We start from the raw sequence: 24,489 nt of genomic DNA, 5'->3' as shown, positions 1-24,489 counted from the left end.
TTATGCCGCGTCGCGGTTTGTCAGTGAAATGTGGCAGCAGCCGGAGCCATGGCCGGGCGTCCATGTGACATTGTCAAAATGCACCCCGGTCGCCTCAAACAGGCCGCGGTCGAAAGCGCCTGCGATGCGGCAGAGCGTGGTCAGCCTGTCTTCGCTGACACCGGCCTCGACCCATGCATCCTTCAGCGGGCAGCGGCGCACCTTGAAGGTGATCGCCGTATCGCTGCGCTCGACATCGGTCGGATACATGCGCCCGCCATCAGGGCTGACGGCCAGAAATGCCTCACCGATCTTGCGCGCTTCATTCGGGCCGAAATTGGAAAAGGCAAGCTGCGCGACTTCCTGCCCGCGCTTCTCGACAGCGCTGACCATGATCGCCTCGGCCTGTATCTCCCCGAATTGGGTGACGAGTTCTTCGTAGAAAAGCCGATAGAGATCGGCGCGGTTCTTGAATGCGGAATCCAGTTCGCGGCTGAGTTTTTCTGCTCTCTCGGAATCATCCGTCATTCTGCATTTCTCCTGATCCTTGGCGCTGCTGCAACCAAGGCCTTGCCGATGGCTGATTGCGGATTCGAGATCACGGTTCGCGCATCGCCGGTTTCGACAATTCGCCCCTGCTCCATGATCGCCACTCGGTTCGCTATCGCCCGCACCAATCCCAGATCGTGCGAAATGAAGAGATAGGCAATGTTGTCGCTTTTTTGCAGGGCGACAAGCAAATCGATGATCTGCGCCCGCACCGAAACGTCGAGCGCTGAAACGGCTTCGTCCAGCACGATCAAGGCGGGTTTCGTGGCGATGGCGCGGGCAATGGCGACGCGCTGGCGCTGGCCGCCGGAAATCTCGTGGATCGCGCGGCTTGCAAGCTCCGGCGCGAGGCCAACGCGTTCGAGCAATTCGCCGATCATGCGCGGTCGGGCCGATCTCTCCGCGATTTTATGAATGCGAAGCGGATCGTCCAGTACCCGTGCGACGGTCGCGCGGGGATTGAAGGCGTCGAGCGGATCCTGAAAAACCATCTGAATTTCAGACCGGATTTTCCGCAATTTCTCTCCTTGGAGCGCCAGAAAATTCTCATTCTTGAAATAAATTTCGCCGGAATCGGGTTCGATCAGTCGCAAAACGAGCCGTGCGACAGTCGATTTTCCACTGCCGGATGGACCGACAAGCGCCAGCGTTTCGCCCCGCGCAATGTCGAAACTGACATCTTCGAGCGCGGCAAATGTCTTGCCATTGCGCGAAAAGCGCTTCGACAGTCCAGATACGGAAAGAACCGCCTCGCTCATGCATCGAGCCCGATATGCGCGTCGATCAGCGCACGCGTGTAGGCGTGAGAAGGTGCATTTACGATCTGTTCGGTTTGACCGATCTCGACCAGTTCACCGTTTCGAAATACGGCAATGCGGTCGGCAAGCTGGGAGGCGAGCGCAATATCGTGACTGATGAAAATCAGCGTCATGCCGTCTTCTTCGACCAGTCTGCGGATCAACGCGACGATCTCGGCCTGAACGATTGTGTCGAGCGCACTTGTCGCCTCATCCGCAATCAGAAGCTTCGGACTTGCAGCAATTGCGGCGGCAATTGCCACGCGCTGACGCTGCCCGCCGGAAAGCTGATGCGGGTACGCTTTTATGAGACTTGCCGGATCGGGCAGGCGAACGCGCCCGAGCAAATCTTCCGCTGCCTTGTAAGCCTGCCGCCAACTCACACCCATATGCGCGCGCTGTACCTCGGCAATCTGCTCGCCGATCGTAATGACTGGATCGAGGCTCGATGATGGGTCCTGAAAAACATAACCGATGTCGCGCCCATTGATTGGCGCATGGCCGAGCGCGGGCCATTCGATAGTGCCGGAGCGCATCGCAGCGCGCGGAAGCAGCCCGGCGATGGACAGCGCCAGTGTGCTTTTGCCCGACCCGCTCTCGCCAATGATCGCGAGCTTTTCGCCAGTTTGGATGTCGAGATCGATCGGCTTGAGCGCAGCTACAGTGTGCTCATTCTGGCGATAAGCGACCGACAATGCGCGGATGGAAAGCAGTGCGCTCATGAAAGGCTGCGCCGTGTGGCGGAAGATTCGACAGCACCTTCACCAACGAAATAGACACCGAGAACGGTGAAGACGAGCGCGATGCCGGGGATGATCGAGAGGTAGGGCGCTGAGCGCAGCACGGTTCGGCCCTCGGCGATCATGCCGCCCCATGTCACACGGTTCGGGTCGCCAAGGCCCAGAAAGGAGAGCGCGGCTTCGATAAGGATCGCGCTTGCGACGATCACCGAAGACAGAGCGAGCACTGGCGGCAATGCATTGGGCAGGATTTCGCGAAAGGCGATTTCCAGCGGATGCATGCCAACGATGCGCGCGTTGGCGACGTAATCGCGTTCACGGATCGTCAGCACTTCGGCACGTGCGATCCGAGCCGGTCCGGTCCATGCGCTAAGCGCGATTGCTGCGATGACGACGCCCAGGGAAGGGCCGACGACGCTGACGAAGGCGAGCGCAAGGAGAAAGCCGGGAACGGTCTGGAACGCATCGGTGATGCGCATCAGCGTCTCGTCGATCAACCCGCCCGCAAAGCCGGAGAGTGTTCCGACGACTGCGCCGACGATGATGGAGGCGGCGGCGGCAGCGAGACCGACGGCCAGCGACGTGCGCGCGCCGTGGAACAAGCCCGCAAACACATCGCGCCCCAGACGATCCGTGCCGAGCGGCAGCGACCAGTCCTGAAACGGTCGCAGCAAGGCAGGCCCTGCTATCGACAAAGGATCGCGGGGAAAAAGAAAGGGCGCGGAAAGAGCCATCGCGATGAGGATTGCCAGAATGAGCGTTCCGGCAATGGCTTCTGGCGAGCGCAAGAAACGACCGCGAAAACTCATGCTGTGCCCTCGCTTGCGCCGACACGTGGGTCGAGCAGCGCGTAAACGCAATCGACCGCCAGATTGACCAGTATAACGACGACGGCGCTTACCAGAATGATGCCGAGCAAAAGCGGCGTGTCGCGCGATGCGACGGCCTCTTGCGCGAGCCGTCCGAGGCCCGGAACGGAAAATACGCTTTCGATGACGACGCTGCCGCCGAGCATCGCGGCGGATTGAACGCCGAGCATGGTAACGAGCGGCAGAAGCGCGTTGCGTGCCACATGACGCAGGACGATGCGCGTCCGGCTAAGGCCTTTGGCGCGGGCGGCCAGAATGAAATCCATGCGCCAGACTTCCGCCATGCCTGCGCGCATCATGCGCAGATAAAGCGCCAGATAGATGAGGCCGAGCGCCGACACGGGCAGCGCCAGATGCCACGCAATGTCGGCGGCACGCGCAAAGCCGGTTTTGCCGGATGCGATGGTTTCGATGCCTGAAATCGGAAACCAGCGTAGCTGTACGGAAAAAAGCACAGTCAGCACGAGGCCCAGCCAGAAACCCGGAACAGCATAAAGCGCCAGCGAGCCGATCGATAGGAAGCGGTCGCGGAAGCTTCCCGGTCGCGCGCCCGCCACGATGCCAAGCGCCGAGCCGAGGAAGAATGAAAGCGCCGTGGCGCTGCCCATCAGAAGCAGCGTGTTGGGAAGCCGCTCGAGGATTACGTCCAGAATGGGTCGTGAGAAGGTGACGGAATGGCCGAGATCGAGATGCAGTAGCGCCCATAGATAGGTCGCCAGTCGTGTCCCGGCAGACCGATCGAGCCCCCAGCTTTGACGTAGCCCTTCGATAAGCGCAGAATCGCCGCCAAGCGACGCCGAATAGGCATCCACCGCGTCGCCGGGCGCTGCTTCGAGCAGGAAGAACGTGCCGATTACGACGATCAGCAGCACCGGAATGCTGGATAGAAGACGACGACGGACAAGGCGGAGCGCGCGCTTCATCCGGCTCTAACCGTGCTAACGCCGACAGTAAGAACTAGGCTTTCAAAAAACACGCGAGCAGACCAATTATCGATGCAATTGGCCCGATCATGTCATGTTTCCAACCAGGTGTCCGCCCAGTTCGAGACGGCCCAGCGCGGATTGTTGGAAACGTTCTTTACCGATGTTCGCGCGACGGTGATGAAGCCCCATTCGGCGACATTGATGAGCGGCAGATCCTCGACGACCAGCTTCTGAAAGTCACGGTAAAGCGCGGTGCGCGCATCAGCGTCGATCGTTTCCGATGCCTTCTGGATCAGCGCGTCGAGCTCGGCATTTTTGTAGCCGCCCTGATTGGAAAACGGCACACCATCGGGAATACCGCTTTGGACGAGGATCGTGGTGGAAATCGCCGGGTCGCCGCGGAAGACTGGCGGGGCGACTGCCAGATCGAAATCATGGTCGGTGTAGACGGCCTTCTGATGGGCGGCAGCATCATTGTTGACGAGCTGCGCATCGATGCCGATTTCCGCAAGCGCTTGGCGCAGATAATCGCCGAACTGGCGCGTCTCGTTGAAATAAGGTGCTGGCAGAAGCTTCAGCGCGAAGCGCTTGCCATCCGCGCCGCGCTGGTAGCCTGCCTCGTCCAGTAAGGCATTGGCGCGGGCCGTGTCGAAAGCGTAGGTCGGCACTTCGGAGGTGTAGAACTGCTTGTCATTGAGCGGCACCGGCCCCGTCGCGGCTGTTGCGTAACCGAGGAAGATCGTCTTCACGACGAAATCCTTGTCGATCGCGTGGGCAATCGCCTGCCGCACTTTGAGGTCGGCGAGTTCCTTGCGGCGATGGTTGATTTCGACCACGATCTGATAGGTCAGCGCTTCATAGCCCTTGGAAATGACCTCAATGCCCTCGACCTTCGAGATGCGCTCCAGATCGGCCAGCGGCACGGCAGAGAAGGCGGCAAGCTGGATTTCTTCGGCCTCGAGCGCGCCTGCGGCTGCCGCACGGTCTGGCAGAACCCTGTAGATGATCTCGTCGAGCGCAGGCTGGTCCTTTTCCCAATAGGCTTCATTGCGCGTCAGCCGGTAATATTCACCGGCCTTATGCTCGGCGAATTTGAAAGGCCCGGTGCCGACGAGATTATTGTTGGCAGGGTTTTCGGCAATGTCGGTGCCTTCATAAAGATGCTTCGGCAGAACGCTGGTGACGGCGGGCAGGGCGTTGCGGATAAGCTGGAACGGCGTCGGCGTCGCAAAGCGGAAAATCGCGGTGTGCTCGTCCGGCGTATCGACCGCTTCGAGATCCTTGAAGATCGTGCGGCCAAGGTTTTGCAGCTTTTTCCAGACTTCGAGCGCGGAAAACGCGACATCTGCCGAGCTGAACGGCTTGCCATCATGCCATGTCACGCCTTCGCGCAGCTTGAAGGTGACGGTCTTGCCGTCTTCGGAGCCTACCCAAGCGATCGCAAGGCGCGGCGACAGACCGTCAGCGCTTTCGAAGGATGCTTCCGCTAGCGGCTCGATCACCTTGCTGGCGACGAAGAACACGCCGTTCGAGGCGACGATTGCCGGGTTGAGATTGCGCGGTTCGGAATCGGCCGCCACTACCAGCCTGCCGCCTTTCACCGGCGTTTGCGCAAAGGCAAAATTCGGCATGGCGGTCGATGCCAGCAGCAGGGATGAACCGGCAAGAAACCGGCGGCGGGAAAGCGTGAAAATCGACATGCCGACACTCCGTAAATCAAGCGTTCGAACGGTGGCGCATCCTGCGCGTCTCGCCGCTGAACGACTATCGCGATTATGCGCTGCGGCGGCAATTAGGCCAGAGAGGAAAATGCCTGAGACGAGCTTCTGAAAGGAATGAAAATCCGGATTTTCAGGTTCAGGCGACCATGCCTTTTGGATGGTCGCCCGAATTTGCCGAGTTTCAGAAGATCACCACGATGGCGATTAGAACTTGACGGTCATGCCGCCTATTATGGTCCGGCCGGGGCCTTCCCTCTTCTCGTTTTCTTTGGCGATTATGTAGCCCTCATTGGTGAGGTTCTCGATCGTGAGATGGGCGCTGAAATTTTCTGTGGCCTGATAGCTCGCGAAGAGATCATAGAGCTTGTATTCGGGAACTGTGTCATAGGCTCCCGTTGCCGGAACATCGTACACCTCAGCTTCGGAAACAAACCGCACGCGGCCGCCCAGCGTTACCTTCTCCTCGAAAAGCCGAACGCCGCCGCTTGCCGTCCAGACCTTTTCCGGCGGCGTCAGCGTGATGCCGAAGGCCGGAGCCGGTGACGTTAGCTTGATATCGGTGTTCTGATAGGCGAGGCTGGCGAAGACGAAACCGAGATCGTAATTGGCCTCCAGCTCGAAGCCCTTGATCCGGCTTGGTGTCGGCATGTTTACATAGGTGTAATTGAGGCCGGTGCTATTTATGGCATATGTGCTGGTGATGTAGTTCTCGACCTCGTTGTCGTAGTAGCTGCCCTTCACCCTTAGTTTGTCGCCGGCTGCCAGAAGACTGTCGAAACTTAGATTGGCACCAACCTCCCAGCCCTCCGATTCCTCCGGCTCGAGGAACGGATTTGGCCTGAACTTCAGGAACCGCATATTACCCGGATGGATACCTGCCATGAGCGTTTCGGTGAGCGCCGGCGGACGGTAGCCGGTTCCGTAAGAGGCGTAGACCTGCAGCCCATCGACCGGCGTCACCGCAAGCGTGCCCTTGCCGGTAAGTTTGCCCTGCGATTTGTCGACCGTAAAAGGGCCGACCGGAATCAAACCGCCTTCATATTCATTGTTGCCGGAACCGGTCAGTCTGTATTCGTCGTAGCGAATGGCGCCGATCAGATCCACCATGCCCAAGCTCAGCGTGCTTTTCGAGAAGACACCTCCGACGCCGCGTTTACCCAGGGGCGTAAGGCCGGAATAGGTCGCGTCCGGCACCTTCCCCGGCTCTGTCCCGCTTACTTCGGTCGTCACCTTGTCGAAGTAGTATTCGCCGCCATATTCGACAGCCAGAGAAGCCGCGCCGAGATCGAATTTCGACGTATTGGCGATGCTCCCGCCGGTTCCCTTGTCGTTGTAGTTGACGCGCGTGTACCTCGAAATGTGCGACGGCGGGAACAACTGCTCGAACCGGGCATCGTTGAAATAGGCGTTGATGCGCAGGTCGATGAGATCATTGTCCGAGGGCGAGTAGGAGTAGGCCGTCGTGAATGTATTGACGTTCGTCTCCATCTGGGTTCCGGCCTGTGTCGGGGTATTGCCGACCTCCCAATCATTGCCATAGATCACGGCACCGAAATCGAGCTTCTGGTCCTCGCCGGGAGCAAGATTGATCTTGAAGAGGCCGGATCTCGGCTTCTGCCCTGTCCATTGGGCAGTCTGGCCATAGCCGTCCGTGTAGTCAGACGCATTGCGCCCGCTGATAGCACCAATGACGCCGTTCTCACCGAACCGATAACCCCCGGCAATCATGCCGGATTGGCCGTAGCCATTATCTCCGAAGGACGTTCTGGTCAGGATGCCCCACTGGCGATCCGGCGCCACGACATCATCCAGTCCGATGGTGCGGAAGTCGACCGCGCCGCCGATGACACCAGACCCCTGCGCGGTCGAGACGATGCCGCGTTGAACATCCACGCCAGCGAGCAGATTGGGATCGACGAAGACCCAGCCATTCGAGCCATGGCCGCTGACCTGAAGGTTCTGGCGTGCGCCATCGATGGTGATCGCGTTGCGGCCGAAATCCTGCATACCGCGAATGTTGACTGCCAGCGCAGGCGAGCGGGCGCTTGCCTCGGTGAAAACGCCCGGCACAGTGCGCAACAGATCGCCGACATTCTTCTGCCCGAAGCGCTCTATGTCCACTTCATCGATGGACGTTACCGCAGCCGGTGTCTTGTAAGCCCTGTCCTTCTTATTCGGGGCTTTGACCTCGACTGTTTTCAGCCGAATCCCGTCTGAAGTTTCATCGGCGTCAGAAGTGGTTTCTTCCTGCTGGTTTATGACCGTTTCGACCGCGGCCTGCTGAGCCAGCGCCTGCCATTGCGGAAGCGCGAAGTAAAAAGCCGTCCCCAGCAGCAGCAATCGCCGCCGCGCAAAAAATCCTGCCTGTTCCATGAAAAATATGCCCCGTATCCAATACCTGTTCCAAAAAAGGCTGGCTACGGTCGCCATGGCAAAACCATGCGAACTAATTGCTGGCTTATGATTCCGGGACAAGGTCTGTCACGGAAATGCCGTGTTATCGCCACAATCCGGCATCGTCAATAAAGCTTTGACGCTGGTACGGGAAAACCCCAATCGACTCATAATTTTCGAAACCGGCTAGGCGCCAGGGAAGCCCCCGGCGCCTGTGCGGTCTCATGCCGCCTTTTCGCGCACCTGATAGTCCTTGATTGCAGCGAAGCGGATCGCCTTCCAGCGCTCTGCTTCGTAGTTCAGAGAAAACTCGTGCTGCGCGAGGAACACCGGGTCACTGTCGAGATCGCGAGCGATGTCGCCGCGATGCGCCTCGATGAAGCGATGCAGATCGGCGGGGTCATCCGCATCGATCCAGCGGCAGATGGAAAAGCGCGCCATTTCGAAATCGACCGGCAGCGTATATTCGACCGACAGGCGTTCCTTCAGAACGTCGATCTGCAGCGCACCGACCACACCGACGATTGCGGGCGAGCCGTCTTCCGGCTGGAAAAGCTGAACCACGCCTTCCTCGGCCATCTGCTGAAGCGCTTCCTTCAGCTTCTTGGCTTTCATCGCGTCGCCGAGGCGCACGCGGCGCAGAATTTCCGGCGCGAAATTCGGAACGCCACGGAACAGGATTTCCTCGCCCTCGGTCAGCGTGTCGCCGATGCGCAGTGTTCCGTGGTTGGGAATGCCGACGACATCGCCTGCAAAGGCTTCGTCTGCCGTAATGCGCGAACGCGCAAAGAAGAATTGCGGCGCAGAAAGGCTCATCGGCTTGCCTGTGCGAACCAGCTTCGCCTTCATGCCGCGTTCCAGCTTGCCGGAGCAGACGCGCACGAATGCGATGCGGTCGCGATGGTTCGGGTCCATATTCGCCTGAATCTTGAAGACGAAGGAGGTCATTTTTTCCTCGGTCGCCTCGACCTTTCGCGTATCGGCTTCCTGCGCGCGCGGTGCGGGGCCGAAAGCGCCAAGCGCCTCGATCAGGTCGCGCACGCCGAAATTGCGCAACGCCGAACCGAAATAGACGGGTGTGAGGTGGCCTTCGCGAAAGGCTTCCAGATCGAACGGGCGGCAGGCTTCGCGGGCGAGCTCCAGTTCTTCGATGAAGGCTTCGCGTTCATTGTCGGGCAGCAGACCGGCGACACGGTTGGAATCGGGGCCGTTTACCGGCGTGCGTTCCTTCTCGTCGTCGCCGCGACGAACGGCGTTCTCGGCGAGGTGATACGTTCCCGAAAAGGTCTTTCCCTGCCCGATCGGCCATGTGATCGGCGCGGTGTCGAGAGCAAGTTTCTGCTCGATCTCGTCGAGAATCTCAAAAGTGTTGCGCGCGTCGCGGTCCATCTTGTTGACGAAGGTGACGATGGGAATGTCGCGCATGCGGCAGACTTCGAACAGCTTCAGCGTGCGCGGCTCGATGCCCTTCGCGGCGTCGATCACCATGACCGCGCTGTCGACTGCCGAAAGCGTGCGATAGGTGTCGTCGGCAAAGTCTTCGTGGCCTGGCGTGTCGAGCAAGTTGAAGACGTTGTCGCCATATTCGAAGGTCATCACCGAGGTGACGACGGAAATGCCGCGCTCGCGCTCGATCTTCATCCAGTCGGAACGCGTCTGGATCTTGTCCTTCTTGGCTTTAACCTCACCGGCAAGCTGAATCGCACCACCGAACAGCAGCAGCTTTTCGGTCAGCGTCGTCTTGCCCGCATCCGGGTGTGCGATAATCGCGAAGGTACGGCGGCGGGAAACCGCTTCTTTTATCGTTTCGGCCATGCGTCAGGATTTCCGTTTGGGAATAGCGTCGGCTTTTAGCAGCGCTATGGCGCAGTGTCGAACGGATTTGGCTAAGGTTTTCAGCCGGACTGGTTGGTCGAACCGAAGACCGACCAATCCATGCGTTCCGAAAGGCGCTCCAGCGCCATCGTGCCAAGCAGCGAATTGCCATTGTCGTCGAGGCCGGGGGACCAGACGGCGATGGAAGCGACATTGGGAACGATAGCAAGGATGCCGCCGCCGACACCGCTCTTGGCAGGCAGGCCGACGCGGAAAGCGAAATCACCGGAACCGTCATATTGTCCGCATGTCAGCATCAGCGAGTTGATGCGGCGAATGCGGCGCGCCTCCTGAATGTCCGTCTTGGCTTTCGCCTTGTCTAGCATCAGATAACGTCCCGCCTTCGCCAGTTGCGGGCAGGTCAGCGCCACGGCGCATTGGCGCACATAGGCCGCCATGACCTTCTCAACATCGTGGTGGAGATTGTCGAATGATTTCGCCAGATTGGCCTGCGCACGGTTGCCGAAACCGGCTGAGGCTTCCTTGTCGAACACGGCCTTGTCGACGCCGAAATCGCTGCTGCCGATTTCCTTTTTCAGAAAATCCTCAACGGATTTATCCTTTTCGCGCCCCTCGCGGCCAAGCAGCATATCCACCGTGACGATCGCACCGGCATTGATGAAGGGATTGCGTGGAATGCCCTTGTGGCGCTCCAGATCGACGATCGAGTTGAACGGATCGCCCGAAGGTTCGCGCCCGACCCGCTTCCAGACATCGTCGCCGAATGCGCGAAGCGCCAGCGTCAGCGCGAACACCTTGGAGATGCTCTGTATCGGGAAAGGCTCTTCCGCCATGCCGCCCGTCACCGTCTCTCCATCGGCGGTGACGACGGCGATGCCGAAGCGGTCAGTTTCGATCTTGTCCATGCCGGGCAGGCTGTCCACTGCCTTGCCGAATTGCTCGATTACACCCATTTCACCGACCAGATCGGCAACGACCTGCTTAAGAAGCGTAACGTCCGCATTTTTTTGGCTTTTGCCATTTTTCAGATTGGTCATGAACTCTCCGCGATTGAAGCAGGCAAGTAGCGCGGAAGGCTCTCCGGTCAACTCATAAGGTCAGGTCGAAACCGCTCTCGCCGAGCGTTTCGCCGTTGACGATCAACTCGACCTTGTGATGTCCGGCATTGTGGGTGCGTGTGGTGAAATCGCGGATCGTCTGGTTGATCGACAGGTTTTGAGATGCCGAAGGCGGCAGCACGATTTCCTTCAGTTTGAAGACCTTGCGTGAGGCGGCACCGCTTTTCTTGACATAGCGAACCGCGTAATCGACCACCAATTGCTGAGCGATTTCGGATGTCGAAACGATCCTGGCCTCAAGCTTGATGCGCGCGCCGAGCGAAATACTGGCCGGACTAACCGAGAAACCCTCGATCCGAACCATCGCCTTTCCGGTCGTCCCGATCAGACCAAGCGCATGCGGGTCGCCTTTCTTGATCAGCGTCCGCAAAGCGTGCCGGACGATCCAGGCAGTATACTTGTCATCCATCGGCCATTTCGAGACGCGGTCGATCACAAATTGCGGATGGTCCTTCGTAATGTCGTTCAGATGGTTCGCGACCGATTTGCGGACATAAGGGCTCGGATCGTTCTTCAGCGCGTCAAGGATGGGCGCGGTTGGCGATGGATCGGCAACCAAATTCTTGAGTTGAAACGACCAAGGCAGGCGCGGCCGTGAGCCTTCGCTTGCCAGCCGCCTGACATGCTCGTTGTCGCTTTCGGCCCAGCCGCGCACCACAGCCAGCGTGCGGTCGAAGTCGCTTGCCAGAAAATGCCGGATCGCGAATTCGGCCGACCCGAATGGCGTGTAATATTCAAGCGCTTTCATCGAAATGTCGAAATGCTTCTGACCGTAAAGCGCGACATATTCCGGCAGGGTGATTGACGCGAAACCGTGCTTGATGCGCGGCGCCAGCCCGTTCAAAACTTCGATGGCCTTCGGAAAATCGAGATCGAGAGCATCGTGAAGGCTCACCGCCGTCTGCCGCATTCGTTGCATGATGCCCAGATCGTCGAGATTTTCGGTTGCCAGCGTCATGAAGCGCCCGGCATCGAATGCCGGGCAGATATTGGCGGTTTCCGTGGCTATGTGGCGAAGCCGGGCGCGGTCGAATATTTCCTTCAGCGCCGGTGATTTTTCCGTCGAAATGTCCGCCATCCGAATCTGCTCTCTGCGAATCGATACGGGCGCGAAACTACACCAGCTTCCTGCCAGTTGCTGTCAGGAAGGTTTCATCTACCCGCCGTTTCAAGGTTGGGCCAGAGTGGAAAAATTCAAAGTCGTGTTGTCGTTCTGGTGGAAATCCACTGCACCGACAATTGACGGCGGGGCTATGAAATCCGATAGAACGCAGTCATGAACACAGCAAACAATTCCTCATTCGGCCCCGTTGTTGGGGTGGTTCGTCTGTCGCACAGCGAAGGACTCGATCTTCCAGCCTATGAGACCGCAGGCGCGGCAGGTTTGGACCTGCGCGCCGCAGTGCCGGAAGATCGGCCATTGCTGATCCTGCCCGGCAGGCGCGCACTGGTGCCGACAGGTCTTGTGCTCGAAATCCCGGAAGGGTTCGAGGGGCAGATTCGCCCGCGTTCGGGCCTTGCCTTCAAGAATGGCATCACCTGCCTCAACACGCCGGGCACGATCGACAGCGATTATCGCGGCGAAGTGAAGGTCTTGCTGGTCAATCTCGGCGATGAAGATTTTTCAGTCACGCGCAGCATGCGCATTGCACAGATCGTCTTCGCACCGGTCACGCGGGTAACGCTCGATGAGCGCAATCTTGCCGGTGAGACGACCCGTGGCGCTGGCGGTTTCGGATCGACGGGCAGCGCGTGATGCGCCCGAATCTGGTCATCTTTGATTGCGACGGCATTCTGGTCGATACGGAAGGTCTGGCAAACCGGCGGATTTCTCAATTGCTGACCGAGGCCGGTTATCCGGTGACCTACGAGGAATGCCGCAAGAATTACAGCGGACGCAGCCTCGCTTCGCTCCAGAAGGAGATCGAGGCAACCGGCGTCAGCCTCGGTTTCGATTTTGTCGACCGTTGGTACGCGGAACTGCCGACGCTTTTCGCAGAAGGCGTCGAGGAAATTCCTTACGTACGCGATTTCATCGAACGCCTCCGCACCGACAATATCGCTTACTGCGTCGCCTCGTCCGCGCGCGTTGAAAAGATGCATATGACACTCGGCTCCACAGGCTTGCTGCCTTATGTCGAGGATGTACTGTTCAGTGCGACCATGGTCGCCAATGGCAAGCCGTTTCCTGACCTTTTCCTCCATGCGGCCAAATCCATGGGCTTTTCGCCGGAAGAATGCATCGTCATCGAAGATGCTGTTCCGGGCGTAAAGGCGGGCGTTGCAGCGGGCATGCGCGTCTTCGCCTATCATGGCGATCCGCATTCCGACCGCGAAGGGCTAGAACAGGCGGGCGGTATTCTTTTCGACGATATGCGCAAGCTTGCAGATTTGATCCCGCTCGATCGTTAGACGGGCTTTACCGGTGGCATCGGGCGGCAGTAATATGTCGCTCGAACCTATGCCGGAGTGTCTTACCATGCAGGACAAAGGCCAGATTTTTCGGGCGCTTCACGATGCGGCCGGCGCTTTCGTTATGCCCAATCCCTGGGATCCCGGCACGGCAAAGCTGTTTCAATCCTTCGGTTTCAAGGCACTGGCAACGACGAGCGCAGGCTTCGCATTTTCGCGCGGCCTCGCCGATGGCGATGTCGGCTTCGAAATGATGATTGCGCACTGCAAGGATATGGTTGCAGCCACCGATCTGCCCATGTCTGCCGATCTCGAAAAGGGCAAGGGCGACAGTGCCGAAAGTGCCGGTGAAACCATCTTTGCCGCCGAGGCGGCGGGCCTGGCGGGCTGCTCGATCGAAGATCATACCGGCGACCCGGCAAAACCGATCTACGATTTCTCGCTGGCCGTCGAACGCGTCGCGGCAGCAGGCGAGGCCGCGCGCGCATTCAAGCATGATTTCGTCTTCACAGCGCGTGCCGAAAATTTCCTCTGGGGCAAGCCGGACATCGACGACACGATCCGCCGTTTGCAGGCCTTTGAGAATGCCGGTGCCGATGTGCTCTTTGCGCCGGGCCTGAGCGATATCGAGACGATCCGCACCATCTGCTCCGCTGTCACCAAGCCGGTAAACGTTATGATCCAGAGCGGGTTCACCGTGCAGGCGCTTGCTGAAGCTGGTGTCAGCCGAATTTCGCTCGGCCCACGCCTCGCAACCTATGCCTATGGCATGCTTGAGAAGGCAGCAGGCGAAATCCTGCAGGAAGGGACTTTCTCCTTCACCGATCAGTGCCTGCCTTTTGGCAAGCTTCAGAAGCTTTTTTCTTAAAGAGCATGTCTCCCCAAAGCGGGAACCGGTTTTGAGATCCAGACTGCTTTAGACGGAAAAATCTGAACGAAACTTGGGGCGGGGCGTTCTTCGGGTTCATCACAATCCGAAGGAGATTTCTCATGCCTGCCATTTCCAAGGCGAAAATCATGATTCTCGCCACCAATGGTTTCGAACAGTCGGAACTCGAAGTCCCCCTGAAATCCCTGCGTGACAAGGGCGCGACTGTACACGTCGTCTCGCTGAAGAGCGGAGAGATAAAGGGTTGGGACAAGAAGGACTGGGGCGCTGCGGTGAAGGTCGACAAGGTTCTGGCGGACGCAAAACCGTCCGACTATGACGCACTCGTCCTGCCAGGCGGCCAGATCAATCCCGATCTGCTGCGCGTGGAAAAGGACGCCGTCGATTTCATTAGAGACTTCGCGAAGACGGGAAAGCCCCTTGCCGCGATCTGTCACGCGCCATGGCTGCTGATCGAGGCCGATCTGGTGAAGGGTAAACGCGCGACCTCATACCATTCCATCCGCACAGACATGGAAAATGCCGGCGCAAAATGGGAAGATTCGATGAGCGTTCGCGACGGAAACCTCATCACCGCGCGCAAGCCGGACGATCTTCAGGAATTCGTCAAGACGATCGTCGAGGCCGTGGAAGGCGAGAGCCAGCACAAGTCTGCGGCATAGAGGCGGTCCTGGCAGCCGTTCGATTGATTTGACGGCGCAGAAAACTGCCATCTCGCGCACTGCGACAAACCGGACGACGGTTTCTTCCAAGGAATCGCATTTCAGACGCTGGACAGCCGGAAATCACGTGCTATAACCCACGCGCTTTCGCAGGGTTTGACGCCTCGCGAATTCCGGCTGTCGGGCCTTCCCGGCAGACGAAGATGCCCAGATAGCTCAGTTGGTAGAGCAGCGGATTGAAAATCCGCGTGTCCGTGGTTCGAATCCGCGTCTGGGCACCATTAATTTGCTGATTTCATTGATATAATAAAGATCTTTGAGCCCTGCATGTGCTGGAAACATGCTAGCACAGTGCTAGCGCAGCGCCTGAAATTGCTCTTTTCCTTCAATGCAGCCCGTGCCAAACGCTCCCAGCGTTAGCACAGTTTTAGCGCACTCTGGCTAGCAACGTAACGCCATTGGAGACGCCAGGTTGCAGCATTCGAAGCTACCCTTCACCCTGTTTCAGTGGAACGGGACAAAGAATAGCGCGGCTCAACACGTTGAAATGCGTGAGGTTTGTGCGTGATGAACCGCGCAAAAACCGCTTCTTCTTACCTGTCAACGTCTGTCAGCACCGCGATCAAGGCCAGGATGGAGGCCGCTAGTTTGGTCGGTAGCCCCAACTCCGCAGCGAGATGAAGGGCAGCCGAGAGAATGGCTAGGCACTGGGTGGTCTTCATTGTAGCAATCTTCCATGGTTCAGAGGATTGTCGTCCGGACGACGCATTTGCGCCTGTCAAACCTACTCGACGCAGCGCCGACGATTTGCGGAGCACTTGCGCGAGATATGCGGAGTAAATGCGGAAATGGCCGATCAGACCTTTGGACAAGCCCTAGGCGAAATGATCCTTCAAAAGCGTCGGGCACTTGGCCTCACCCAAGTACAGCTCTCGGAAGATGCGTACAACACAAGCGCCAAGACCCGTCGCATCAGCGAACTTGAGAGTGGGTTAGTTGCAAATCCACATCCTAAAACTATTGATCCCATCATCGTGGCTTTGAAGATTACGGAGGCAGAGATCGAGGACTGCGCCAAGCGAGCCGCGGAGCGGCCAGACAAGGAGTTAGACCGAGCTTACCGCGAAGCGCGTAATCTAATCGACGCAATTGCCCGGCAGTTTGAGCATAGCCAGCCAAATGCGGGCCTCGCTGAGCTAGACGATTTCCTTCGAGCCAAAGCGGTGGAATGGGCCGCGCTACGCAGTCGTATAGCCAGTATCGACGCATCTGAAACGGCATTGTCGACAATCAGAGAAGATGCAGCCGCAGCCCTTGCGGAAGGGCGATTTAGCGAGGTTGACGCGCTATTAGCCCAAGCTGAAGAGCGTTATCAATATGAGCGTACGCTAGGTGAAATAAGAAAGCATGCGGCAATCCGCATAGCCCGTGGCGATAATAGTCTACTTGGCGGAGATACGAGTGCCGCCTTGCTTCACTACAAAGCTGCGGCTGAGTTCTTCAGGCCGTTCGATGAAAAAGAGATGGCTCAAAACCTTGATGAGATGGCTTATAGAATCTACGAGAACGCCAAGCGATCCTTGCAGCCTACTTTTTTCATCCCTGCAGCGCTCCTCGAGATTCTGATCGAACTTGATCTCATCAAGGCCAATCCCAGATCGTTCGCAGAGACTAGCTACCGTCTGAGCTTGGTCCTCCGAAACGACTACTTGACTCAGAAGCCGCAAAAAGCGCGTCAAGCTTTGGATCGAGCGATAGCTCATGCGCGCCACGCGGCCTCATACCCCGGCAAGGATGGCGAGTCTTTCCAGGTGGCCTCAATGTCAATTAACCTCGCCAACTGTCTCATGGATCGCGCCAAGCTCGTCTTAGGTTCAGAAGTCAGCGATATTACCGAGGTCATTTCTCTGTTGGAGACAACTCGTACGAACTTGCGGGGAGATGCTGATGCACAAGAGTTGCGCGCTCATGCTTGCAACAGTTTGGGTGCGGCACTTCTTTCGTCACGACGACTCGATCCCAGCGTGGATCCCGCCGTGGTGACAAAAAAGGCGCTAGAAGCCTTCTATGAGTCCGTCAAGGCCAGCGAAGAACATTCTGACGCCGAGAACTGGGGCGCCAGCAAAGCTAATATAGGCAACGTCCTAGCCGAAATGGCGACTAACGCTGAGCTTGAAGAGTACCAAGCGAATTTCTTCCGAATTAGAGCGATCTCGGAACTTCAGGCCGCTGTCGAAACATTTCCGATCGTTGCATATCCTTTCCGGGCAGCCGACATTCACGAGGCCCTTGGCCAGGTTCTTGTCGAACATGCCCTGGCGCAGGGGGAGCCTCTGGCCGAGATATACTTGTTTCGCGCTATCCAGTTCTATGAATCCGTTGGGGTGGTTTTCAGGCGGCAAACCCACCCTATGAGATGGGCGTACGCTCGTGAGCGGATTGGGTCTATTTTCGCGCATCACGCTGACCTCCCTAACGCGGTATCGCCCCAGGATGATATCGCCAAAGCCCTCGAGAGCCTCGAGGACGCGGCGGCGGTGTTTCAAGAGCTTAAAGCTCATACCGAACTGGAGGCCTGCCGCGCCAAAATTGCCGCACTGAATGGCCGTGCGGCTGAGAGCTCACGCTCGGTTTCCACACGATGACCGCGCTCTGGCACATCGCGATCTCTGCCAAGTGATCCGGCCTAACCTAAGAAAATGCATTTTATGAAGTCAGCTTTACTGGCAAGGCAGCATACGGTCAAACAACTCTCAACGAGATTTTACACAGCTGTGAAAATTACTGACAAACGCGCCATCAGGTTTTAGATGGAGCGGCGACTGTCGATTCGAGACCGTAGTTCTCGCAATCGCCGCTTGGAAGCCGAGGTAGAACGCGCATGCTGAATGAACGAAAAATTGAGAATGCGATACAATCATTCCTCAACGAGTTTCGCGAGATAATTCATCGACATGCCCGTTTTTCACATCGGAATGATAGCCTCGATTTTCTAGCAAAGGTTGTGTTTGCCCATGTTGCAGGAAAGTCTTCTGGCCAGCACGGTATCACAAGAGATGTCATTACGGATTCCCAAGGAGCAGCGATAGCTCTGAAAAGCATAGTTGAAAAATCCCTCAGTGATTTTCTGCCAAACGTTAGCAGCTATGAAATTCACGAGCTTTCGAACGCGCTAAAGATCACAGAAAAAGATAATGACTTTGCGGCCCAGGTGATCGAACTGTTTTGCGAAAAGCAGCTCGACGAAGTACTTACATCCATAATCCGCCAGCAAAAATTCGACATTCTGAATGACATATTTGGTCGATTTGTAACGGACGCCTTTGTTGAAGAAAAGGAAATGGGGCAATATCTGACACCGCCAGACGTCGTTAAGGTTATGTCTGCAATCGGTGTAGCGTCACTACCGGCACATCTTCGGCGCGACCTACTAAGCGATCAAGGCGAGATGTTGATTTTGGACCCTTCCTGCGGCGTTGGCTCCTTCCTTGTCGAAGCAGTTCATGCGCTTTGCGAAAAAGGTGGTGATAGCGGCCAATTGCAAAGCCGTGTCGTCGGCGTCGATAAAAGTGAGCGAATGGTCCAACTCGCCATAACTAATCTCGCTTTGCTGGGTAGTAAAAAAGCAAATGTGCTTTTGACCAATGCACTTGATAGGCGGGGCGAAGAGCTGTTGAACACGATGGACTCTCGCGTCTCGCTTATCTTAACTAATCCACCATTCGGAGCGTCGTTCTCGAATGGAGATTTAGGAAACTATGATATTTTCAAAGGCGACAAGTCTGTAAGCCGCATCGATTCCGAAATTTTGTTCATTGAGCGGTACATCGACTGGCTATGCCCGGGAGGCATACTTGTTACCATTGTACCCGACAGCGTCCTTACCAACAGAAATGTGCACCAGCAGATTCGAGAGCACATTGGCAGGACCTGTGAAATTTTGTCTGTGATATCATTGCCGCCAGTAACATTCGCCGCTGCGGGCACCACGACCAAGACGTCGATCCTTCATATCAAAAAGAAAGAAGAAAAGGGCAATCAAAAGACAGACACTTACTTTGCCGTTTGCGAAAAAATTGGTTATGAGGTCATTACGCGCGGCGCGCAGAGGCGCAAAGTCTTTGGGGGTGAAAACGACCTCCAACGTGTTCTATCAGATATAGTTGCTGATTCACGGGAGCATAAGTTCGGACGTACCATCATGTTCGACCCGACTGAAGACCGCTGGGACGCAAAATTCAATATCGGTAATGATGAGAAGTTAGACGGCGTCACCGTCTCATCGCTCGCCTCGCTGGTCAATGAGAAGGTCGATCCCCGACGCGTCAATGGGGGCCGGTTCGACTATATCGAAATTGCGAATGTCGATGACCGTTTTGGCACCGTTTGGAGTAAGAGCCTCAGTTGCAACGATGCGCCGACCCGGGCGCGCAAGAGAGTTCGCAGCGGTGACGTTTTGATGTCGACTGTGCGACCAGAACGCGGATGTGTCGGCGTTGTCCCTCCGCATCTGGACGGTGCTATTTGCTCGACAGGGTTTGCGGTCCTTCGCCCACACAATATTGATCCATACTTTCTCGTCTTCCTCCTTAAAAGCGAAAGCGTAATTGGGCAGATCAATCGGATCATGAGTGGCGTCGCCTACCCATCTATTAACGAAACGCTTATCCCCAACCTCATTGTTCCGAACGAGCTACTTCGCAGGGCAGAGCTGCAGAACGCAGCCCGCGATTATAGCGAATTGGCAACAGCCTTTACGTCAAAATACCTTGATTTGCTCAAATATGCAGCCCTTTAGTCCAAGCCCCATATTTCGTCCAAGCTCGAAAACCAAATGCCGTTACCAATCTCGCAGATAGGGTTTTGGTTGACGTGCTCTGGATATGCCCGAACTCGCGGTAGGCCATATGCCTGTACGTCCGATGGCACAGAGCGAACGAAGGCATAGTCGTTAATGTTGCCAGTTCGCAGAAACAGGCTCACAGCAAAGAAGTCTTGGGTGTTAAACTTGCAGATACTGGTCGGATAGTAGTTAGCTCGTTGCTCTGGTGTCCAATCGACCTGATTGCCTTTGGGTCTTGTCGTGGTGCTGTGAATAAGTCGAGCAAACCGAGTGTCTGTTCCCCAAAGTGACTTGGCCTCGATTTTCTTTTTTACGCCGCCCTTTTCGACCAGAAAATCGAAGTTTGCATAATGACCAAGATGCCTAGCCATGTCCTCAGGCATTCGAGTAACGGTAAATCCTGCGGCCTCTAGATTACGAACAAGATGATATTCCGCCAAGCCGCTCAGTACCTTCGCCGCAGCGCCATACTGATCTATTTCGAGGTAATCATCGACGGTTAGCTGCGCCACTGCCTTTTCAAGCTCTGGAAGCTTTGATCCAACATACACCTCCCCAACCATAAGATTCTCTTGGGAAATAACTTCTGTAATTCGTCCTTTCGCAATTTCTCGCCAGCCAGGCTGTCCCGTGCCGTATAATGCGGGCACGAACTTTCCAGTGCGACCTCTGGTAATTACACCTCTATTCTGGTCGGTAATTTCAGCAGTGAACATTGCTCGCCAATGCCCTTCGCCAGGGGATTTGAAAATCCTCTTATCGATCGACTTTATAGGAATCAGTATTGGGCAAAGAACGGCCGACAATGCCTCCGGGGAAACACTATATCGACGGGTCAAAATGTGCAGGTAGTCCAAATCGCTCATTGTACTCTCGCGCAAATCTCAGGCTGTGATGAGCAACTTGCCCAATAGAATCGATCTTGAAACTTAGAGTTCTGAGCTATCGCGAAAGTTGAAGATTGGAAAGAAAAAGAGGAGCGGCGGTTTAAACCCACTTGCCAGAAGTGCATGGAGCACGGGTGTTTAGCGCGGAGCGAGCGCAATTCGAAATATTGATTATACGAATCAATAGCTTAGTCTCCCAATCCCGCTGTCAAAGGAGAAAGATCCGAGCATCGAGAAGGAACAAGCAGCCTCGGCTAGCGCAGTTCTAGTGCATTAAATTTTTGTATGTTTTTAAACAGCGGCTTACTGAAAATTTCCCCAATTGAAAATCCGCGTGCCCGTGGCCCAGAATCCGCGTCTAGGCACCATTTTTTCAAAATAAAAGATTTGTAGAGATGATGCGGTCGATTTGGCCGTATGATAGGCATAACACTGTGTGTGCAGGCTCTTCCGAAACTTTAATACATGATGCAGTACCGCCCAGATATTGACGGTTTGCGTGCTGTCGCAGTCGTTTCAGTCGTTATTTATCATGCATTTCCGTCTGCAATGCCGGGCGGTTTTGCAGGCGTGGATGTATTTTTCGTTATCTCGGGCTATCTAATCACCGGGATTTTGCTGCGCTCGATAGCATCGGATACGTTCAGCATTTCCGATTTTTATGCGCGCCGTATCAGGCGGATATTTCCGGCCTTGGTGCTGGTTTTGGCGACCGGCTTTCTCATCGGATGGTTCGTCCTCCCGCCCAGAGAATTCATGCAGCTTGGCAAACATATTTTGGCCGGAGCCGGTTTCGTCTCGAACCTGGTTTTCTGGAGCGAGGCTGGGTATTTCGATACCGACGCAATCGAAAAGCCATTGCTGCACCTTTGGTCGCTCGGCATTGAAGAGCAGTTCTACATTGTCTGGCCACTTATCATCTGGTTCGTAAACCGTAAGCGTCTTTCCGTTTTCTGGACCATTATTGGCCTTTCGTCCTGCTCCTTTCTGTTCAATCTCGTGCTTACGAGTTCCGCGCCTGTTTCTGCATTTTACTCGCCATTGTCGCGCGCATGGGAGCTAGGAATGGGCGGGTTGGTGGCATGTGTGGCTGCTCAAGGGTTGCAAATCGAAAAACGCAAGGCGACGGCGTTATCGATCCTGGGATTGTCGATGATTGTCGTGACCTTTTTCGCAATCGATAGCGCGAGCAATTTTCCGGGCTGGCTAGCTGCTTTGCCTGTCTTGGGCACCTGCCTTGTCATTGTCGCAGGGATGCACGCTGTTCCAAATCATGTCCTTTTGGCAAGACGGATTCCGTGCGCCCTCGGGTTGATCAGCTATCCGCTTTACCTCTGGCATTGGATGCTGATTTCTTTCGCCTGGATCGTTCTGGATCGGCCGCCCTTAATTTTTGAAATGCTGACGGTTGTAGGTGTAAGTCTTGTTCTGGCGATACTGACATACGCCCTGATCGAAAGGCCAATACGGCGGGGCGTTTACATCGCCGCTCTCAGCCGGCGCGCACTTGTCATAACCCTGTCGAGTTCGCTGACAGGTTTGGCCGTCATTGGTGGTTTTACATGGGCTAACGGAGGCTTCGCAACTCGCTACCCTGAAGACGTACGCGCGCTGCTTACCTATGATTATGATTTTCTTACCGATGCACGTGTCGATGAGTGCTGGCTGGATGACAAAGTCGCGCCTGATGCTTTCAAGGAAACCTGCTTCCCGACATCATCTTCGAAGCCGAAAATTCTTCTTTGGGGAGATTCACATGCCGCGCGATTATATCCAGGCTTCGCCGAAGTTTATGCGAAACATTATGCCATTGGCATCGCAGCACGTGATGGGTGCCCGCCGGTCGTGTCTGTCGGCTACGAAATCTGCCAGAAGAGCAACGAGCACATTCTCGCAAGAATCGCTGCTGAAAAGCCCGAAATAGTGATGCTTTTCGGAGTGTGGCCAACACATGCCGCGAAGGCAAAAGGCATGTTAATTCCAGCAATGGATGCAACGATAGCGAAGCTGGCGGACGCTGGTATCGAACATATTGTTCTTGTCGGCCCGGCTCCTTACTGGGAAGACCCCCTGCCGAAAGTTATGTTAAAATACAGGGAGAATGAGCATGTCCTCCCTCGCCTGAAATCAGGACTCACTGACAGTGCTTTCGAAATGGATCAGGAATTCAAAAAGCACGCATGGATCACACGTGTCAGCTACATATCTCTGATTGATATTCTCTGTGACGATAAAGGGTGTTTGACCTACGTTCCAAACGACAAACGACAGTTGACGACATGGGATTATGGTCATTTGACCACGCCCGGTGCGGTGTTCGTGTCAGAGCGAATGATGTTTCCCAATAAGTGACCGAATCGCGATAACTCGCTCTTAACCATAATCGCTGCATAGATCGGGTGAGCCTGAGCTCATGTGATCCGCGATCTGGAGTTGCGATATGAACGGCCTGTCGAAAGGCTCGAGCGGTGAGCGCAGAATCGGCTACGGCCTGTTCATGTGCTTTTTCTTTTTTGGAATGTGCTGCGCGGCGCAGGCGATTTTCGCTGCCGGCTAAGCCTTTCGGATAGGGTAAGACCTGCATTTATGCAGAAATTTTCCAATTTTAGAAAATATTTGGAAAAAAATATCCGAAAACACAAAAAATTAGATTATTTTCGCGTAGAAATTGAAGGGGCGACGCCCCATATTACAACTATCGCTGGCGTTTCTCCTCCCATTGGCGCCGGCGATGTTCCCCTCTGGAGGTTTTAAACCTTCATACTTCGCCGGGCCTCTCGAGGTCCGGCTTTTTTATTGGCTGATCGGTTGAACGGGCTTGAGGCCCAGAGCGTGCGCGACGCGGGTAAGCTGCGACATGTCAGGGGAAGCGTCTTCTTCCATCGTGCCGATCTCTTCCGGGGTAAGGCCGCATGTCACGGCGAGATCTTCCACGGAATACCCGAATGCCTCACGCACGGCGCGTACGACATTCATTCCATTGTCCACTGCTACCGAAACGGATTCCGGCAGAACAAAACCAATGTTCATGGTAGTCCTTTCTAACTTAAATTTTAAAGCGGATGGCTTGTTTTCAAATACATGCCCGGTGCGGAAAACTTCCGGCCCGAACGCCAGGTTTCTGAAACTGGGCTCATGCGGGTTACGATTGATACGCTGTCAGAGCCATGAAACCTATATAGGCGAAAACTGCCCGGTTTGCCAATGTCGGCTCTCGCACTGTTGATCTTGCATCGCCTTGCGGCCTGTGTCGTTTCTCCTTAGCCTCGCATTGATGAAATATGCGCCGCTACTCGTATGGAACGCTCTTTGCCTGATCGTTCCGGCAATCCTTTATCTCCGGCCTTCTCCAGAACCTTCGATTGCCAACACTGTCATTACGGTGATCGTGGTCGGTCCGGCAGCGGCGGTCGCGCTTGTGGCTAACCTCATTGCCTGCTGGAGGCTCGGCGCAACGACCGTAACGATTGCGCTGACTGTTCTTTCCGCGTCGATCTTTGCTGTCTGGGGCGCGGTGGTGCTTGCAGCTTAACTGCTGAAACAAGTCCTTAGAGCATCGGACCGAAAAGTGGTTACCGGTTCTCGGATTATTCCGATGCCCACTCAAAGTGTTAGATCGTCCTTTGTGTGTCCAATAGGACGCACAGCGATCTAACGAAAAAAGCCCGCCGCGGGAGGAGGTGCGGCGGGCTTTATCAATCCAGCCAGCAATCGGGAGGAGGTGAAAGCTGACTGTATTCGTCTTTGCCTGGGAGGAGGTAGGCTCCGACGAAATTCGATAATCAATATGTAAGCGCTCCGTTCGATTTTGTGAAACGCTAATCGTGCATAGCAGCAATGCATTTTGTGCATTGCAACATAATGTCT

At 55.9% G+C, this 24,489-nt stretch carries 20 protein-coding genes and 1 tRNA gene; 9 read left to right on the top strand and 12 right to left on the bottom strand.

Features of this window, described 5'->3' with window-relative positions; genetic code table 11:
• From ABFT80_RS01380 to ABFT80_RS01335, 10 genes are all read right to left on the bottom strand, one after another.
• Entirely contained in the window at nt 1-507 is a 507-nt protein-coding gene (locus tag ABFT80_RS01380; RefSeq protein ID WP_347970059.1) for an L-2-amino-thiazoline-4-carboxylic acid hydrolase, read from the bottom strand.
• A complete protein-coding gene (locus ABFT80_RS01375) occupies nt 504-1,286 on the bottom strand; it encodes an ATP-binding cassette domain-containing protein (RefSeq protein WP_347970058.1) in 783 nt (260 codons plus the stop codon). The genes ABFT80_RS01380 and ABFT80_RS01375 overlap by 4 nt, the downstream gene beginning before the upstream one ends.
• Nucleotides 1,283-2,047, bottom strand: coding sequence for an ABC transporter ATP-binding protein (locus tag ABFT80_RS01370; RefSeq protein WP_347970057.1), 765 nt, complete (start codon nt 2,045-2,047; stop codon nt 1,283-1,285). Before ABFT80_RS01370 ends, ABFT80_RS01375 begins: the two co-directional genes overlap by 4 nt.
• Nucleotides 2,044-2,874: an ABC transporter permease gene (locus ABFT80_RS01365; protein ID WP_347970056.1), complete on the bottom strand. Its 831-nt coding sequence runs from the start codon at nt 2,872-2,874 to the stop codon at nt 2,044-2,046. The genes ABFT80_RS01370 and ABFT80_RS01365 overlap by 4 nt, the downstream gene beginning before the upstream one ends.
• Complete coding sequence (locus tag ABFT80_RS01360) at nt 2,871-3,857, bottom strand: ABC transporter permease (protein WP_347970055.1); 987 nt, start codon at nt 3,855-3,857, stop codon at nt 2,871-2,873. The genes ABFT80_RS01365 and ABFT80_RS01360 overlap by 4 nt, the downstream gene beginning before the upstream one ends.
• Before the next feature lie 92 nt (nt 3,858-3,949).
• On the bottom strand, nt 3,950-5,560 hold the full coding sequence (locus ABFT80_RS01355) for an ABC transporter substrate-binding protein (protein WP_347970054.1): 1,611 nt from the start codon (nt 5,558-5,560) through the stop codon (nt 3,950-3,952).
• A 225-nt stretch (nt 5,561-5,785) separates the two neighbouring features.
• A complete protein-coding gene (locus tag ABFT80_RS01350; protein ID WP_347970053.1) occupies nt 5,786-7,954 on the bottom strand; it encodes a TonB-dependent receptor domain-containing protein in 2,169 nt (722 codons plus the stop codon).
• A 243-nt stretch (nt 7,955-8,197) separates the two neighbouring features.
• A complete protein-coding gene (locus tag ABFT80_RS01345) occupies nt 8,198-9,790 on the bottom strand; it encodes a peptide chain release factor 3 (protein WP_347970052.1) in 1,593 nt (530 codons plus the stop codon).
• Nucleotides 9,791-9,870: 80 nt separating this feature from the next.
• Nucleotides 9,871-10,848, bottom strand: a complete 978-nt coding sequence (locus ABFT80_RS01340) for a glutaminase (protein WP_347970051.1) — start codon at nt 10,846-10,848, stop codon at nt 9,871-9,873.
• Between the two features lie 52 nt (nt 10,849-10,900).
• Nucleotides 10,901-11,998: a DNA alkylation repair protein gene (locus ABFT80_RS01335; protein ID WP_347970812.1), complete on the bottom strand. Its 1,098-nt coding sequence runs from the start codon at nt 11,996-11,998 to the stop codon at nt 10,901-10,903.
• A 207-nt stretch (nt 11,999-12,205) separates the two neighbouring features.
• On the opposite strand from ABFT80_RS01335, the gene dut reads away from it, so the two are divergent.
• The 7 genes from dut to ABFT80_RS01300 all read left to right on the top strand — a co-directional run bounded on the left by dut (nt 12,206) and on the right by ABFT80_RS01300 (nt 19,690).
• Entirely contained in the window at nt 12,206-12,685 is a 480-nt protein-coding gene (dut, locus tag ABFT80_RS01330) for a dUTP diphosphatase (protein ID WP_347970050.1), read from the top strand.
• Entirely contained in the window at nt 12,682-13,341 is a 660-nt protein-coding gene (locus tag ABFT80_RS01325) for an HAD family hydrolase (protein ID WP_347970049.1), read from the top strand. The genes dut and ABFT80_RS01325 overlap by 4 nt, the downstream gene beginning before the upstream one ends.
• 67 nt (nt 13,342-13,408) lie before the next feature.
• Nucleotides 13,409-14,209, top strand: a complete 801-nt coding sequence (locus tag ABFT80_RS01320) for an isocitrate lyase/PEP mutase family protein (protein WP_347970048.1) — start codon at nt 13,409-13,411, stop codon at nt 14,207-14,209.
• 122 nt (nt 14,210-14,331) lie between these two features.
• Nucleotides 14,332-14,892: a type 1 glutamine amidotransferase domain-containing protein gene (locus tag ABFT80_RS01315; protein WP_347970047.1), complete on the top strand. Its 561-nt coding sequence runs from the start codon at nt 14,332-14,334 to the stop codon at nt 14,890-14,892.
• Nucleotides 14,893-15,097: 205 nt separating this feature from the next.
• Nucleotides 15,098-15,173, top strand: a tRNA-Phe gene (locus ABFT80_RS01310).
• 567 nt (nt 15,174-15,740) lie between these two features.
• Nucleotides 15,741-17,537, top strand: a complete 1,797-nt coding sequence (locus ABFT80_RS01305; protein WP_347970046.1) for a hypothetical protein — start codon at nt 15,741-15,743, stop codon at nt 17,535-17,537.
• A 236-nt stretch (nt 17,538-17,773) separates the two neighbouring features.
• Nucleotides 17,774-19,690, top strand: a complete 1,917-nt coding sequence (locus tag ABFT80_RS01300) for an N-6 DNA methylase (RefSeq protein WP_347970045.1) — start codon at nt 17,774-17,776, stop codon at nt 19,688-19,690.
• Here the strand turns inward: ABFT80_RS01300 and ABFT80_RS01295 are convergent.
• Complete coding sequence (locus tag ABFT80_RS01295) at nt 19,687-20,601, bottom strand: hypothetical protein (protein WP_347970044.1); 915 nt, start codon at nt 20,599-20,601, stop codon at nt 19,687-19,689. The two genes, ABFT80_RS01300 and ABFT80_RS01295, sit on opposite strands and share 4 nt — an antisense overlap.
• Before the next feature lie 486 nt (nt 20,602-21,087).
• Between ABFT80_RS01295 and ABFT80_RS01290 the strand changes: the two genes are divergently transcribed.
• Nucleotides 21,088-22,974, top strand: a complete 1,887-nt coding sequence (locus ABFT80_RS01290) for an acyltransferase family protein (protein ID WP_347970043.1) — start codon at nt 21,088-21,090, stop codon at nt 22,972-22,974.
• A 441-nt stretch (nt 22,975-23,415) separates the two neighbouring features.
• On the opposite strand, the gene ABFT80_RS01285 is transcribed toward ABFT80_RS01290, so the two are convergent.
• Nucleotides 23,416-23,652 carry a helix-turn-helix domain-containing protein gene (locus tag ABFT80_RS01285; protein ID WP_347970042.1) on the bottom strand — a complete coding sequence of 79 codons (237 nt, stop codon included), beginning with the start codon at nt 23,650-23,652 and terminating at the stop codon, nt 23,416-23,418.
• A gap of 217 nt (nt 23,653-23,869) precedes the next feature.
• Between ABFT80_RS01285 and ABFT80_RS01280 the strand changes: the two genes are divergently transcribed.
• Nucleotides 23,870-24,154 carry a hypothetical protein gene (locus ABFT80_RS01280; protein ID WP_347970041.1) on the top strand — a complete coding sequence of 95 codons (285 nt, stop codon included), beginning with the start codon at nt 23,870-23,872 and terminating at the stop codon, nt 24,152-24,154.
• The last annotated feature ends 335 nt before the right edge of the window (nt 24,155-24,489 follow it).

The sequence above is a fragment of the Foliimonas ilicis genome (assembly GCF_039939195.1).
Taxonomy (GTDB): Bacteria; Pseudomonadota; Alphaproteobacteria; order Rhizobiales; family Rhizobiaceae; genus Foliimonas; species Foliimonas ilicis.
The sequence above is the reverse complement of the archived record's forward strand: the minus strand, read 5'-3'. Positions and strand labels throughout refer to the sequence as shown.